The organism is Microcoleus sp. (assembly GCF_041354475.1).
Lineage (GTDB): Bacteria > Cyanobacteriota > Cyanobacteriia > Cyanobacteriales > Microcoleaceae > Microcoleus.
In genome coordinates, this window is sequence record NZ_JBGJZU010000023.1 from 63,885 (window position 1) to 81,158 (window position 17,274).

A 17,274-nucleotide genomic window follows, 5' to 3' on the forward strand; every position below is an offset into this window, starting at 1 on the left:
AGGTGCTAGTAGCCCCAAATCAAGCACTGGCATCGAACTGGCGGGGTTCGATCGAGCTTCGAGGTGCCATAGCAGACTGATATAAAACAAATTAGATACAGAAATCGGCAGCTACATTGGGTCTCAAAAATATTACTGCTCAGGGGAGCAGACTCTCAGGTTCGTTATGCCACAAACCCGCCCTAGTCTCCAAAATTTTATCGAGCCAGTGCCACTGTGCCGACCGACAGCTCAGCTAAAAACACTGCGGTCAATTTTCAGTCAGGGCAACTGCGATCGCATCGCATTAGTCAACGAACAGCTACAGCCCCTGGGATTAATATATCTCCGCAGCCTCATGCCCCTGGCAGACCAAGACCAGAAATGGCAACAACCCCTGTCAGAAAACCCGATCGCGATCGCTCCCCTCAGAGCAGTACCCGCAGATTGGAGCGTCAGCGAATTCTGGCAATACCTGCAAACAGCAGAAATTAACCACTTCTCGGACCAGGGCAAAATGGAGGGCAGAGCTGTCGATACTCCCATCGCCCTCACCAATTCCGAAGGCAAATTTTTGGGACTTCTAAACAGCCTCAGCCTGCTACAATTCTTCGCCCACAGCAACTCCATCCCGATCTCCACCGCGGCGGAATACAGCATCAAAGCTCAAGAAACAGCAACCAGAGAGCCGGTACATTCAGCAATGGCAAGCGCCCTAGACGCTCAATTACGCTTTCTCGAAGCAGGACTCAAACCCTCGGAAAACCTCAATTCCCTAGTCCAACTCCTGGAAAAACTGCCCCTACCCCTGAGATTGCAAACCCCCACCGGACAGATAGTCAGTCAAAACGCAGCGTGGCGGATTTTACTGGGAGCAGGCCCAGAACCAGTCCCAGAAACAGCAGTCAATCGGAATCGGCCATCTCCCCATCTACCTAGCCCAGAGCCGACTAAATATAATAGCCCCCCAAATTTAGCCATCTCCCCAGAATTCAGAAGCTTAGTAGGAGCAGGGCGATCGGGCGATCGCGACTCCACCGCACCCACCAGTTGCCCCCTACCCCTCTACGCCGCCGCCTCCCCATCCACCTTAACCAGCCCAGCCTGGTGTCCCATCGCAGGCAAACCAGACACATACATTTGCGACTGTCCAGTCCAAAAAGGTCAAGAACGAATCTGGCAATTTGTCAAACAGCCACTCTCGGACAACCTAATTTTAGTCATGGGACAAGATGTCACCGAAGAACATTTAGTCGCCAAAGAACTAGCAGCTAAAAATGCCGACTTAATCCACCTCAACCGACTAAAAGACGAATTTTTATCCTGTATCAGCCACGAACTCAAAACCCCCCTCACCGCCGTCCTCGGTTTGTCCAGCCTCCTCAAAGATAAATTAATCGGAGAACTCAACGATCGCCAAACTCGCTACGCCAAACTCATCCATCAAAGCGGGCGACACTTAATGACCATAGTCAACGACATTTTAGACCTGACCAGGATGGAAACCGGGCAGCTAGAACTAATTCCCGAACCAGTGGAAATTACCGCAGCCTGCCACAGAGCCTTTGAACAAGCCAAACAACTCCAACAGCAAGAAGAAAAATCTCCATCAAAATCCGAGGGAACTACCGCCAACCCAGGGGAAGAATCCCCCATCCAAACCGAATTTATACTCGAAATCGAACCGGGACTAAGCCACTTAATCGCCGACGAACTGCGGTTGCGACAAATGCTCGTCAACCTGCTATCCAACGCCCTCAAATTCACAGAAATTGGTGGCAAAATTGGCTTAAAAGTAAATGTTTGGGAAGGCTGGATTGCTTTCACAGTTTGGGACAACGGCATCGGCATCCCCGCAGACAAACAGCACCTCATATTTCAAAAATTCCAACAATTAGAAAGCCCCCTAACTAGGCGATTTCAAGGAACCGGACTAGGACTGGTACTGACTCAACGTTTAGCTAGGCTCCACGGCGGAGACGTTTCGTTTATTTCCTCAGAAGGTCAAGGTTCTCAATTTACCTTACTCCTACCACCAACTCCTCCGGGAAACACTAGAGAAGATGTGGCAGAATATCCAGGCATAGAGCCAGAATTATTCAAACCAAAATATCAGTACCCGATCGCCAATTCTCGCTCTCGCCTCGTATTAATCGTCGAAGCAGTTCCCAAATATATCGAAGATTTAACCAAAGTTCTTACGGGTTTAGGTTATCAAGTAATCGTCGCCCGTTCCGGCACCGAAGCACTGGAAAAAGCCCGCCGATTCAGTCCCCAAGTGATTTTCCTGAACCCGTTGTTGCCACTGTTGTCGGGCTGGGACGTGCTGACACTGCTCAAGAGCGATCCAGATACTCGATCGATACCAGCCATCATCACAGCCACCAGAGGCGAAAAAGAACGGGCCTCCGTCAACCGAGCCGAAGGCTTTTTAAGCTTACCCGTCACAGAGCCAGCCTTGGGAATGCTGCTGGGCAATTTGCTCGGACACCCCGATGGCAATATCGGCAATGTGAGAAGTTGTTTGACTATTTTGTGGCTGTGCCCGCAGAACAGTGGCTCCCAAGGCTCATCTTTATTGCTCAACCCTACCTACTGCCGGGTTTTAGAAGCAGATGATCTCGGTCAGGCCGAACTGGTGGCCCGTATCTGGCGTCCCGATGCGATCGTTTTGGACGGCACAAACCAACTGCAAAACCCTTTAGCTTTTATCAAACAGTTAAGTCAGTCTTCGAGTTTGGGTTTTCTGCCTTTAGTAACTTTAGATCAGGCAACTACACAAGTGGCAAATCAAGTCCAGGGACTGTCAGTATTTCCGTGTTTAGCCACCGACAGCGACACCTCCGACACTCCTTTAGTAGCCTCTGCTTTGTGGCAAGTTATTCAAGTAGCTGCTGGGATGAGTTGGAAGCCCAGCATTTTATTTGCTGATATTTCGACCTTACTGGACTTGCAGCAAAATATGATGGAAAATCGGGATTTCGCCACCTCCGAAAATGCAGATTATCGAGGGAAAAAATTTGATTTTCCTATTCATAATTCTGAAAATTTTGCCCCTAACTTTCAAGCTTTGATTCAGTACATCCAAACCGCAGGCTTTCGAGGTTCAATTGCTCTCCATTGGAGGGAAGTTTTGCAGCAGTTGCAATATCAAAGCGTGGACTTAGTTTTGCTTTGCTTGGGAGACAGGCCCTCGGAATCCCCCAGTGTGTTGCCAGCGCTATCAAGTCTGCGAGAAATGGCAACAAAACCGCCGATATTAGTTTTGGATTATCGGTGTAGTACAAATTCCGAATCGGAGGCGATCGACTTTCTACTACAAGAAGTAGGTGCTAAAATTTTGCCTTCTTCTTTATCAGCAGCCCAATTGTTAGAGAAAATTCAACATAGCATCCAGGCAAGGGCAAAGATTCATAAAAATTAACCTAACCCTCGGACTAGGGTCTCAATCGCCATTAATATAATCTAGTCCGGCGAGGCTGATGCGGAGAATTATAGGTTATCATAGGCGATCGAGAAACCTTTATATTTTTTGCTGGGGCTGCTCGCGTGCCTAATCGGATTCCTCTCATATCTCTGCTACTCGCCCTCGGTTTGTGCACAATGCCCAAGCCTGTTGTCGCCCAGGCACTCCTGCCTTACACTCTACAAATCGACTCTGCCCAACTCGAACAAACAGCCTTGAGCCTGGGAGAAGAAGCTGTCCAGCTAGCCAGACTCCAGCAGTACCAACTCGCGGTACCCAGAGCCGAACTCGCCACACAATTAGCCCCTAAGAATTCTCAAGCTTGGACTTTGTTAGGCGGCTTGTACCTTCAAGTTGACCAGTTGCAAAAAGGCATTGACGCTTTGCAACAAGCTCAATCTCTGTCGCCGGAAAATCCTGCAATTAAATTTGTCTTGGGGGAAGCTCATTTTCGGCAAGCAAACTATGAAAAAGCAGTGGAATACTTACAAGCAGGGTTAAAGTTAAAACCCGATAATCCGGGTGCATTATTTGATTTAGGCAATGCTTTTTACAAGCTTAAACGATTGGATAATGCGATCGCCCAATATGAAAAAGCCTTTGCTTTAGAAAAAAATCTCTGGCCCGCTCTCAACAATATCGGATTAGTCAAATACGAAAAGGGAGATGCCGATGGCGCGATTAAACGTTGGGAACAGGCGATCGCGATCGACAACAAAGCAGCCGAACCAATGCTAGCTCTAGCAGTAGCATGGTACGGCAAAGGCGACAAAGAAAAAGGCTTAGCGATGGGAGAAGCTGCTCTAAAACTAGATAAACGCTATGCTACTGTAGATTTTCTCAAAGAAAACCTCTGGGGCGATCGTTTAATCGCAGCCACCAAAAAGTTCTTAGATACTCCAGAAATGAAAGCAGCACTCACTAAAATTCAAGACACGCCACCTTCGGGGCAAATTTCGCCTTAGAAATCAGGAATTGTGCACCCTCATTTGCAAGTCCAGTTTGTAATTTTAGTTAAAAGCGAGGAAGAGCCTGGGAACCTATGTCCCCAGGCTCTTCCTGGGAACCAGTTAAACATGAAAAGAAGACAAGCAATCAAATTTCTAACAGTAGGTATGACTTCTTTAATAGAGACAGTATATTCATCTAGAGAACAATATATGCTTGGAAGTAATGCTAAAAATAATTATGACTGGATATTACTATACTGGATGCCCTATGACAATAATCTATCAAGATTTGGACAACCAATTATTCAAATGCTAAGTAAAGGTGTAAAAAGTGACAATCTTTTGGTAGTAGTACAATCAGACTTTAGTGGAGCAGCACAACTTTCGAGAAGCATCATTAGCCAAGGTAAGGTGGATACACAATACTTAGAAACAGCAGATAGTAGTAGTGAAGAAGTGTTTACTCAGTATCTGGCTTGGGCACAATCTCGATTTCAAGCCAAACGCTGGGCTATTGTGTTTTTAGGTCATGGTGGAACGCTGATGGAAATCAGCCCTGACGAACATCCCAACTCCCCCTCAATTTCAGAAGTTAGATGGATGAATCTTCATAAAATCAATCAAGTTATATTTAATTTCAACCAATCTGTAAATGGAAATCTCGAATTATTATTTTTTCAAAATTGTAATAAAGCAAATATTGAAGTACACTATACATTCCAAAATACTGCTAAGTATACGCTTTCATCTCAAATAGAACTTGGAGCGCCAAATTACTATTATGAGCAATTGTTAAGCTATTTGAGCGATTATCCAGAAATTGATGGATCTCAGCTAGCCAAAAAGATTATGGATTGTGAACGACCGGATATGTACCATAGTTTGACATTGACTAACAATCATTATTTCCGCTACTTGCCAGAAAAAGTTAATTTTGTGATTAATTCTATATTGCAAGGAAATATTGAGCCTATTAAAGTTTTTATATCCTCTCTTTTATTTTCTAAAGCCAATTCTTCCAATAACTCTGATGTAGAAGCTTATTATTATGCTGGAGAAACCTTTGTTGATTTAGAAAAATTTTTACAAGAACTGACTCGATTATCAGGTGCAAATCCTTCAGCTTATAACGATTTTTTGTTTTTCTTAAAAAATTCTCTTATTCAGAGAGTGCAACAGAATGGTGAATTACTTAGCTCAAGGATCAGACATAAGTATCAAAAATTATCAGGCTTAGGTTTATTTTTACCGACAAATCGGCAGAAACTTGAAAATTATTTGTATTTACAGGTTTACTCAGACTTAAAGCTTGTACCTCTTTTTGATGCAGTTCTCTTCGATAGGGAAAAAAACTAAAGATATCAATGGTACAACATATCACGATCGACTTACTTCCACTGCCCCCAGTGTTTTGAGCATCGCCCCAGTTGCTTCAGTTACAGCTTTAACACCTGTCATATTCAATCCTTCATAAGGTTTCGGAACAGGCAAAGTTTTGAGACAATCACCCGTTACTGCATCCCAAAACTTAATCGTCTCATCTTGGCTGCTACTAGCCAACATTTGACCATCTAAACTAAAATCAACAGACCACACCCAATTTTCGTGTCCCCGCAGAACTTGCAAGCAATCCTTTGTCCTCGCATCCCAAACTCGTACAGTTCGATCGTGACCGCCACTCGCCAAGAGTGTACCATCATGATTGAAGATTACCGATGACACAATACCATCATGTCCCTCGATGCTAGTCAGACATTCTCCGGTATGGATATCCCAAAACTTGATGCTACCGTCACTGTTGCTGCTTGCCAAAATATTACCGTCAGGACTAAAGGCAACAGACCAAACCCAACCGCTATTTCCCATCAAAGTGCTTAAGACTTTCCCTGTACTGACATCCCATAACTTCACCGTCTTATCGGTACTCGCAGAAGCCAGAATATCACCTGAAGGACTAAAAGCAATTCCCATCACCCAACTCTGATGCTCAGTACAAGTATAAAGACATTGCCCTGTGCTAATATCCCATAGTTCGATCGTCTGGTCTTCACTGAAACTTGCCAATATCTTGCCGTCGGGACTGATGGCGGCTCCCCAAACCCAAGCAGAATGACCCTCTAAACTTTTTAGGCATTCTCCAGTCATAGCATCCCATAACCTGACAGTAGTGTCAGAGAATCCACTCGCCAACAAGTCTCCATTCGGACTAAAGGCAATGGATTTCAATCGATTAGTATGTCCATCCTGTATGCTTTTAAAACACTTCCCGGTTTTGATATTCCATAATCTCACGGCGCGATCGCTACTAGCTAAAGTTTGGCCATCGGGCGAGAAAACTACCGAATTTACTGGATTGCTTTGCCCCAATACTGTTTTCAGACAACGACCTGTTTTAACATCCCACAGTCTCACCGTACAGTCTTCACCAGTGCTAGCTAAAATTTTGCCATCTGGACGAAACGCGACAGATGAAACTCGACTGGTGTGTCCTTGGAGTGTTTTGAAACACTCACCCGATGCCACTTCCCACAATCTGACGGTGCTGTCTTCGCTACAACTTGCTAAAATCTGATTGTCAGGACTAAAAGCAACAGACATTACTATTTGCGAGTGTCCAGAGCAAATGCTTGCGACTCGATCCGTGCTAATATCCCAGATGCGAATCAAAGCATCATGACCACCCCGGGCTACAGTTTTACCATCTGGACTGAAAGCCACCGATCGAATTTGACGACAGTCACTCTCAAACATTTTCAGGCATTTTCCCGTAGAAACATCCCACAGTTTGAGTATTCCGTCATCACCGCCACTAGCTAAAATATTACCTTGAGGACTAAATGCGATCGACCAAGCCTGACTTTTGTGTGCTGGCAAAGTTAGCAAACATCGTCCATTACTCCAATCCCAAAAACGCACAGTCCCATCACCGATGCCACTAGCAAGCATCTTGCCATCTGGACTGAAAGCAACTCCGAGCACACTGCTATGATTTCCCTGCAATATTTGACGAATCGACCAACTGCTAACATCCCAGCAATTAATCGTACCGTTACTACCGCCAGTAGCAAGAGTTTTCCCATCTGGACTAAAAGCAACAGATAACACAATGCTGCCGTATTCTTTGCCAGTTCTCAGCAGCCTAACTTCTGGCATTTGCCACAAATGAACCTCACTATTGGTATCGCCCATTGCTAAAAGTTTTCCATCCGGGCTAAAAGCGATTGACAAACCGCTGCCCAGAACTTCAGCGAAAACCGAATTAGTTAAATCAGCCCCAGCAAAGTTTACCTGATGCAAATTCGTATTGGGTAAATAAGCTTGCCAAATGGTTAAATTAGAAAAATCCCAACCGCTTAAATCTGTCTGCATTTGACACAATAGATTTATAATATTACCCGCAACATAGCCAGTTTCTAGTGTGGGTTTACCGCGCAGGGATGTCAGAATAGGTTTGAGTTGGTTTTCGATGATTTGCTGGCGTTCAAAAGAAAAAAAAAGGCGATCGGCAATAGGTTTTAGTATCAGACCAGCTTGCGTATCTCTAATGTATTCTTTAGCTGTAGCTTTGAGCAGACCCAGGCTTCTGAGAAGATCAATTTTGCTGGTTGCGATTTCAGTGCAGACTTGTTCGATTAATCGTTCCGTCATGTATTCCATGACGACAGGTTGTTGAGTGTAGCCGTCTGAGGTTTTTTCAATCATAGAATGTCTCAGGAGAGAACCTAAAACCTCTAGTAATTCTTTAATAGTTAATTTAGCAACTAAATCTTGTTGTAATTCTGCCGCCGAGACAGGCTCCCGATTAATAGCCAGCCAGTACATCACCTTTTTTTCTAAATCTAATAAACGATTAAATTGCCTGTCTAATAGGTTGCGAATATCATCAAACACTAAAGTTCCTTGATTTAAAAGTTCTAAAAATTTGGGGAGGCTACTATCAAAAAAATCGCGAATAGCGGGAGCGACCATTTTTAATGCTAGGGGATTTCCCCCATAGTGAGATATCAAAATATCCCATTCGGAGTCAGATCCTTGAAAATCACCGATACGTTGAATAAATTCCCGTGCTTTTGTGGTGGTTAAACCAGTCAGTTGTAATGAACGAACAGGCAAAGTTTTGCCTTCTTGAGCAGCTAAACCGATTGGCTTTTCTCGACTGGTTAATAGCAGGGTACTTTTATGGTTGATTTCGGCTACGCATCGCAGAAGTTGACCGTATCCTTCATATCCCTGTCGGTAACAACCCGTGCGTTCTTCTTCCTGTAGAATTGACTCGATATTATCCAATATTAAAAGACACCGATGCTGTCGCAGATAGTGCAGCAGTCGCGAGATTCTACCATCCACGGTATCTGGTAAATTCGTTTCCTGTTGGTGCGAGAGAAATTGAATCAATTCTAGTAATAAATCGAGGAGCGAGGGAGCATTGCAGAGACTGTGCCAAATAATATAATCAAATTGTTCTTGGATGCGTTCTGCTACCTTAATAGAGAGAGAAGTTTTGCCAATTCCACCCATGCCCAACAGCGTCACTAGGCGGCAGCGATCGACGATCAGCCACTTTTCTAATAAGGCTATTTCCTCTGCACGTCCGTAGAAAATAGAAACATCAATTGCCTCTCCCCAATTTATCGATTTGTTGAGTTTTGTTAAGTCAGTTGTAGCTCGATCGGCGATCGCGCCACTGCGATCGACTTGTTCGTCGATCTTGTGACTAATTTGGCTATTTGGTAGTCTTACGTTTACTTGTGCCTGTTGTGCTTGCCGTCGCAAAACAGACTGAAAATTACTCTTAGTGACTTTTTCTCCGCATACCCGACTGAGAACTTTCCATAACTGAAAGCCAACAAACTTAATATATTCGGCATCATAACCAGCGCTTTTGGCAATCTCTGGATAAGAGTGTCCTTCCCAAGTCTGTCGCAATACTAATATCTGAATATCGTTGAGATGTTGTTGTTTGAGAACCGAGTCGAGGAAAAGCAGTGCTTCGTCGATCGTCATTTATTTAAAATTATCGGGTGTGTTAGCACAAAAGCGGTGGTTCCTGCTGGACGGTACAGGAAATTAAGTAATTATACTTAAGATTGTAGCATATTTTACGCGCAAGTTATAACTATTTATAACTTTTTCTCACTGACGTAGCTGCCGCAACCGAGTTATTACTGAATCAAGGTTGATTGAACCAGTGAATTGCAATATTAAGAGGGAAGGATATTTTATGAAAATGTCAAATAAAAAATTCTCGCTAATTCTTGCTGTAAGTATTTTGGTTTTATCACCTCTTGGCCTTCTCGTGAGACAACTGTCAGTTCAGGCTGGCTGTCCTCGATTTTTATGCCTAACTAAGCAGTCAATTCCCGGTGGTCGGGTTCAACGGAAGTTTTATTCAAGCCCAAGTGGATATTCTTGGCCTAAATTTCCTGAGCCTCTAGTTGATCAAAGTTTTTCTGACGAACAGCGCCAGCTAATATGGAAAAGTCTAGCCAAAGCTCAAGAACTGTTACAACGCAAAGAAGTTTATGATTGTATTGGCAAGTATGTAAATAATGGTTATGATGGTACAAATCCTAAAGGTGCTGTTGAAATTTTTCTTACTCAATATCCTGTAAATGACCGGGCACTAGGACGACCAAGGCGCGTCTATATTAGTAAAATGTATGAAGAAAACAATGTTTTGGGAGAAGCTACTCTAGGCCTTACTATTCAACAACCCAACAAAAGAGCAAAAGATTTTGCCCTAAGCCTTAATGCTTACAATTTGTCAAATAATCGTTTAAATGAAAATACCTGGGCAGGCGTAATAGTTCATGAAATTTTACATAATTGGAATTACGATCATGTGGACAATGTAGTCATTAACTCAGAAACAAACCAAACTAATGTTGCTGGTAACTTTGTTTATGAAAGTGGTTGGTGTGTTGCCAGAGAAGGCCGTGATAAAGAACCAGGAACTTTTGGATTAACAGGTTCTGGAGGAGCAGATGTATTCGTTGATTAGTGTTAAATATTTACTCACCATTCTGTACTCATCAATAATACACGCGATCGCCCTTGTTTCAGTTGGGATGGCGAAGTGCGATCGCAGATACATGAAAATAGTTACAGGGAAAAGGTGAAAAGTATGAATTTCTTACTAGATAGCACTACCGTTACTCATAGTTTAGAGCAATCTCTACAAAAAACTCAAAGCTTCCTCGCAGCTTTAGGAACAGATGCTGATTTAACTGCCAAGATGATTTTAGCTTTTGGTAACAATTTTGATACTGATATTACCAAAAGTTTAGCTTTAGATTGGGCAAATGGAGACTTTGAAAAACTTCCTTCGATCGAGATTCGCTCTTCAGCAGAAATTAATGGAGCCAAGGGAGCTTTTGCTGGAGCAACTAATACCATTTATATCTCGCGAGAGTTACTCACCGAAAATGCCAATAATATTGATGCGATCGCCAATGTTATTTTAGAAGAAATCGGTCACTCAATAGACTGGCAATTGAATAACTCGGATACCCCAGGTGATGAAGGAGCAATCTTTTCAGCTTTAGTGCGCGGAGAAACACTTAACTCTCAACAGCGACAACTGCTTTTAGCTGAGGATGATTCAGCTACTATTGCCTTAGATGGACAAGTTCTTCAGATTGAACAAGCAACAATTTACACAGGTAACAACCTGGGAAACATTATCGGAGGTTTCGATGCTCTTCTAGATACCCTCCAAGCTGCTGTCAATAACCGAGTATATGGGAACAAATTGCCACTTTTAGGAGATAAACTGAAGAATTCCGCTGAAAGTGGCGTACAGTTTATCAGCAATTTTGAAGATGATATTCTCAAAAAGCTGCACGAAAAACTCGATACAGCAGTAACTAAAACACCGGAGCTAATTAAACAAGCTCTAGCAGAAGCTTTGGGGGCCAGTGGGTTAAAGTTGCTTCCCGACTTGAATAATGATGGTCAAGTTGATGCCCAAGAAATTGACCAGGCGATTAGCTTTGTGGAAACAACCGACGATGTTAAGTTTAACTTAAGGCTCAAAAAAGAACAGGCGGCTAACTCATTCTCTACAGCCTTGGATGCTGGGATTGGATTACCAGCTTTGAAATTGGATATCAATGGCAAGGCCAAAATCGGTCTTGGCTATGATTTAAATCTGGATTTTGGTGTCAATAAGACTAAAGGCTTTTATTTCGATACATCAAATGCCAACGAACTTAAAATTAATTTCAATGCCTCTCTTCCCAACTTAGAGGTAACTGGCAAACTGGGATTTCTGCAACTCAATGTCAAAGATAAAGGCACCCAATTTAACGGCGATTTTACAGTTGATTTAAAGGACTCAGATAATCAACTTTTCTTTTCGGAACTGCCATCAGTTAATTTGGCAAATCTCGTTGATGCCAAATTTAATGGCTCTGCCAATATCAATCTGAATGCTGCCACCAGTTTTCAAGAGTCTGCCGTACTGCCATCGCTTAGTACGGACATCAATATTGGCTGGGGATTTAATAGCAGCAATGCAGATCCAGACAATCCTAGCAGTTTTGGCGATGTACCCAGTATTGCGTTCAACAACGTACAGATGGATATGGGTACATTCTTCAGCGACTTTGCCAAACCTATTTTGGGAAAGATCAAGCAGGTTACAGATCCAATTCAACCTGTCATCAAAGTGTTGGAAGAACCGCTACCTGGGTTCTCTGATGTCAGAGCTATCAAAGCTGCCTTAGATAAAGATAAGGATGGTAATGTTACGCTCTTGGATATCATCGAAACTATCGGGCCAGCTATCGATCCTGATTTCAATGTGGGGTACATAAAAGCAGTCATCGAAATCGCTGATTTGATTAAAAAACTCGACAAATTTTCTACTAGCACTGACAAGCTGATTGTTGACCTTGGCAGCTTTAATTTAGGTGGCACGGATATCCGATCGGTCACCGACCTTAATAATGTATCGCCGAGTTTAAGTCAGGGAATTCCCGACATCAAATCGCAGCTAGAAAGTAAAGGAGCAACAGAAGCCACAAGCTTTGTCAGCAGTTTTGAAAGCTCAAAGGCAGGTCAACTAAAATTTCCACTCTTAAACGATTCAAAGAATGCGTTTAAGCTGCTGCTGGGGCAAAAGGCAGATTTGTTTACATACGATATGCCGGAGCTGAAATTCAAGTTGGAATACAGTCAGTTTTACCCCATCATTTATATTTTGGGAGCTCGTTTCAGCTTTGACCTTAGTGCCAACATCGATTTAGCTTTTGGCTTTGATACAGAAGGGCTAAAGCAGTTCGCAGATAGTCGCAAAACTGCTGATATTTTCAACGGATTTTTTGTGAACGATTTCCGCACTAACCCCGACGGAACGACTGAAGAGGTTCCAGAAGTTAGTCTGACTGGAGGGATTGGAGGCGCTGGCGAACTCAATGCAGTATTAGCTAGTGCTGGTGTAGAAGCAAGCGTTCGCACCAAAGTTAACTTCGATCTGGAGAATAATCTACACAATGGTGATGGCAAGGTTCGGGTCAATAAAATTCTGGAGCAAATTAAAGAAGATCCGCTGTGTTTGTTTAAGACTAGCGGTGAAGTTACTGCTGGGTTGTACGCTTACTATAAGTTTTTAGGAGGTCGTGAAGAAATCGGTCTGGCCAAAACTCCGCCACTAATCAGCTTTGATTCCAAGTGCGATGATAAAACAGGTTTGAAGCTGGCGGAAGATGTTGGCGGTGGCCTGTTGCGGCTGAATATGGGGCCAAATGCAAGTGCTAGAACTAGGGGCGATCTCAACGATGGAAATGAGATATTCACCATTTCGCCAGATCCAAATTCAGGCGGGGTTGTTTACATATCAGCATTCGAGACCAGGCAGAAGCACAATGTCAGCAGCAAAATTGTTGGCGATGGCGGTGTTGGTAACGATTTAATTAACATTCAGGCTGGCGTGAAAACTCCGGCAGACCTTTCAGGTGGGGTTGGTGACGATAAGCTGTACTATCGGGGAATTGGCTCGGCAACGCTCCACGGCGGTGAGGGGAATGACCAGTTGGTAGGTGGTGCAGGCAGCGATGAGCTTTTTGGTGAGGGCGGCGACGATAATTTGAAAGGTGGCGATAACAGCGATCGCCTCTTTGGAGGTGATGGAAGCGATCGCCTTTCTGGGGAAGCAGGTGATGACAAACTTTTGGCTGGTTCTGGCGACGATTACCTTGCTGGAGGAGCAGGAGCCGATACTCTTGATGGTGGAGAGGGTATTGATGCTGTTTCCTATATCTCCTCCGGTGAAGCAGTATCCGTCGATCTGACATCTGGTAAAAGTTCCGGCGGAGACGCAGCCGGTGATGTATTGCTCTCCATTGAAAAACTGACTGGCTCAGAACTTGGGGATACGTTGTCAGGTAGCACCCAGAATGACTTCATAGATGGTGGTGGAGGCAACGATGCCATCAACGGCGGAGACGGAAATGACACGCTCACCCCCGGTTTAGGCGACGATACGATCGACGGGGGAACGGGAACTGACCTGTTAGTTTTGGACTATTCCGCTTTACCCACCCGTGCCGTCGCATGGAGAGACATTGACCCAACAAATCCCTCTTCATGGGATGTCTTTGTGGCAAACGCTTATGGTGTAGGAACACCCCTCACCATTGACATTGGCAAGAGCGTTGGTCACTATGACGTTGCTCTATCAGCCGATGGCACGACAGTAGCGTGGACAGATGAAGAGGGACTGTGGGTTAAAAAGGTCGGTAATTCAAATCCACCTTTCAGAATCAATCCTGCTACTAATCCCAACTTTTACGCCTCCTCTCTATCAGCCGATGGCAGCAAGGTAGCTTGGATAGAATCTAGGGGACAGGAAGCTGACGTCTTTGTTGCCAACACTGATGGCACTGGCATCACAAAAATTACCCCATTTGAACCACTAGGTGGAGTTAACGGTCTAATTTCCCTCTCAGGCGATGGGACGAAAATAGCCTGGAGTGGGGTGGTTAGAGTGGGGGAGTCTGTTTTAGAGGAAGAAATTTTTGTTGCCAATACTGACGGTACTGGAATTAAACAAATTACCGATGATTCTGCTAAATCTAGTGCCTTCGCGGAAGTTTATGATACTTATCCATCCCTTTCAGCAGACGGCTCGAAGATAGCTTGGCAAAGTTCTATCAGAACACAAAACAGATCAATATTTGTTGCCAACACAGATGGCACCGGTATAAAGAAACTGTCCGACGATACCTATGGCGAAAACAAATTCCAAGAATCTGCTTTTCGTCCATCCATGTCAGGAGATGGTAGCAAGGTGGCTTGGTCTAGCGCGGCGTATGTAGCTGACTCACCAAATGTACTTAACATGATTCGGACTGGTAACACTGATGGCTCTGGGGTCGTTATGGTTGCCGGTAGCGAAAATGCTAATTTCGCTCTGTCTCTTGCTGCTGACGGTGCCAAAGTAGCTTTTGTCAAAGATACAGACATCACCCAGGGAAAAGGAGGTATTGGTCTTTTTGTAGGGAATGCTGATGGCACCGGGATTCCCACACTCATTGATATTGGCAACCCTACGGGAGATGTTAACTATGATTTTGGCAGTTCAGTTGGTGATGGCCCTTCACTGTCAACCTATGTCAACGTTGGTATTCGCTACCCCAAATTCGACCCAATAACAGGCAGTGGAGAAATCCAGACATGGGGGCCAAGCCAACTGCATTTCAGCAATATCAAGCAATTCAAGATTATCGGCACTCCCTATGGGGATGAAATCTATGGCGGTGCCTTGGAAGACACGCTGACAGGCGGTGGCGGTGCCGATACCATCAAAGCTGGCTTAGGGAACGATACTTACGAGCTAGAGGCCCAAAAAGCTGCTGGCAGTCAAATCCAAGATGCAGGTGGCACGGATATTCTTAACCTTCCAGGCGTAACTATCTCTTTATCAGCTCCATCTGCTGGTTCTATTGGTATCGAACGAGATGGCACAACGCTGCTGGTAGACCTCAACAAAGATGGGGTTGCTAATGCTGCTAAAGACCTAGCTATTTTAGACTTTTTCGATGAGTCGGTTTCTGGTGCTGGCTTAATTGAAACTGTGGCGAATCTCTCCGGGAGTGACATCCTCAATTATTTGAGCAGCACGCTAACGCCAACACCCACTCCAACACCAACGCCAACACCCACTCCAACACCAACGCCAACACCCACTCCAACACCAACGCCAACAACGACACCAACACCAACACCAACACCCACTCCAACACCAACACCAACGCCAACACCCACTCCAACACCCACTCCAACACCAACACCGACACCCAATCCAGAGCCAACACCGACACCCAATCCAGAGCCAACACCGACACCAACACCAACACCAGAGCTAACACCGACACCGACATCCAATCCAGAGACAACACCAACACCAACACCAGAGCCAACACCGACACCGACATCCAATCCAGAACCAACTCCAACTCCAGAGCCAACACCGACACCGACATCCAATCCAGAACCAACTCCAACACCAACACCCAATCCAGAGCCAACTCCAACACCCAATCCAGAACCAACCCCAACACCAACACCCAATCCAGAACCAACGCCAACCCTTGAGGCGATCGGCGGTGACACCTTAATTGGCACTGACAATGACGACTCAATCACAGGTACTCAAAACGATGATGTCTTAATCGGTAAGTTGGGAAATGACACTCTTGTTGGTGGATTGGGTAATGACTTGCTCTATGGCAATAAAGGCCAAGACGTTCTCAACGGCAATCAGGGAAATGATTCTCTTTACGGCGGTAAAGGCAACGATATTGTTAGCGGCGGCAAAGATAATGACCTGGTTTTAGGAGATTCAGGAAATGATGCCCTCTTCGGAGGCATGGGAAATGATACTGTCTATGGCGGTAAAGGTAATGATGTTGTCCACGGCGGTAAGGATGATGACTTAGTTTCCGGGGACTTGGGAAATGACACCCTTTTTGGAGGTTTGGGAAATGATACTGTCTATGGTGGTGCTGGTGATGACCTGCTCAGCGGCGGTTTAGGCGATGATTTGCTGATAGGTGGTGAGGGTCGCGATCGCTTTGTGCTGAACTCTGGTGCAGGAGTAGACACCATTACTGATTTCCAGATTGGTCAAGATTTACTCGGATTAAGCGGCGGTGTCAGATTTGACCAGTTGACCATTAGCCAGGGTAGTGGTATGCAGGCGCAGGACACCCTGATCCGTATCGCCAGCACTGGTGAGTTGTTAGCGTCTCTCACTGGTTTGTCATCCAGCTCGCTTACCCAAGATATGTTCGCTCTGATTTGATATCGACAGTCCTGGACGCACGCTCTACGGTGTGCCAAGGGTTTTGAGATTGCTTCGTGCCTCGCAATGACAGAAATACGTTAGATCAATTCCGGTTGCACTCCTTATGATTAGCGAGGAGACGGCAGTGCCTATTGGTGTCAACTTAACCTCAAACCGACAGTCCGGCAGGGGTTTAAACCCCTGCCTCAAAGCTAAAGTCGTCTGAAGACGACTAATGAGTTCTTCAGTCCTCTTTGAGAGGACTTTCGCTATGAGACAGGGAATTCATTCCCTGGCGGACTCGCGGGTGGGCGGGAAGACTGGTGGAAAAGCTTAAGTTGACACGCTTTGGGCAGTGCCTATTGGTGTCAACTTAACGTCAAACCCAGTCAGAGACTGTTGTTTGACTATTAAATCTAGATCCCCCCTAGCCCCCCTTAAGAAGGGGGGGACAGGAGTCTTCTCAAAGTCCCCCTTCCCCCCTTGGGGGGGGCTAGGGCGTGTTTTCAAACTCGTTGTATACTGGAAAATAGGCGATCGCAACCACTTAACGCTCATGAACCGAGGAGACTTAAGTAACGAACAGTGGG

General features: G+C 44.9%; 7 protein-coding genes. 5 read left to right on the forward strand and 2 right to left on the reverse strand.

From position 1 onward, the window contains the following. Nucleotides 1-166: 166 nt before the first annotated feature. From ACBR23_RS11440 to ACBR23_RS11450, 3 genes are all read left to right on the forward strand, one after another. Complete coding sequence (locus ACBR23_RS11440) at nucleotides 167-3,403, forward strand: ATP-binding protein (RefSeq protein ID WP_371119543.1); 3,237 nt, start codon at nucleotides 167-169, stop codon at nucleotides 3,401-3,403. Nucleotides 3,404-3,528: 125 nt separating this feature from the next. Continuing rightward, a complete protein-coding gene (locus tag ACBR23_RS11445) occupies nucleotides 3,529-4,410 on the forward strand; it encodes a tetratricopeptide repeat protein (RefSeq protein WP_371119542.1) in 882 nt (293 codons plus the stop codon). 111 nt (nucleotides 4,411-4,521) lie between these two features. Then, on the forward strand, nucleotides 4,522-5,751 hold the full coding sequence (locus ACBR23_RS11450; protein WP_371119541.1) for a clostripain-related cysteine peptidase: 1,230 nt from the start codon (nucleotides 4,522-4,524) through the stop codon (nucleotides 5,749-5,751). Nucleotides 5,752-5,772: 21 nt separating this feature from the next. On the opposite strand, the gene ACBR23_RS11455 is transcribed toward ACBR23_RS11450, so the two are convergent. Continuing rightward, nucleotides 5,773-9,399, reverse strand: a complete 3,627-nt coding sequence (locus ACBR23_RS11455) for an NB-ARC domain-containing protein (RefSeq protein ID WP_371119540.1) — start codon at nucleotides 9,397-9,399, stop codon at nucleotides 5,773-5,775. A gap of 217 nt (nucleotides 9,400-9,616) precedes the next feature. On the opposite strand from ACBR23_RS11455, the gene ACBR23_RS11460 reads away from it, so the two are divergent. Together ACBR23_RS11460 and ACBR23_RS11465 are read left to right on the forward strand one after the other, a co-directional pair. After that, nucleotides 9,617-10,396 carry a hypothetical protein gene (locus ACBR23_RS11460; RefSeq protein ID WP_371119539.1) on the forward strand — a complete coding sequence of 260 codons (780 nt, stop codon included), beginning with the start codon at nucleotides 9,617-9,619 and terminating at the stop codon, nucleotides 10,394-10,396. Between the two features lie 123 nt (nucleotides 10,397-10,519). After that, nucleotides 10,520-16,702: a hypothetical protein gene (locus ACBR23_RS11465; protein ID WP_371119538.1), complete on the forward strand. Its 6,183-nt coding sequence runs from the start codon at nucleotides 10,520-10,522 to the stop codon at nucleotides 16,700-16,702. 315 nt (nucleotides 16,703-17,017) lie between these two features. On the opposite strand, the gene ACBR23_RS11470 is transcribed toward ACBR23_RS11465, so the two are convergent. Then, nucleotides 17,018-17,274, reverse strand: a 257-nt coding sequence (locus ACBR23_RS11470; protein ID WP_371119537.1) for a hypothetical protein, incomplete at its 5' end; no start/stop codon positions are given.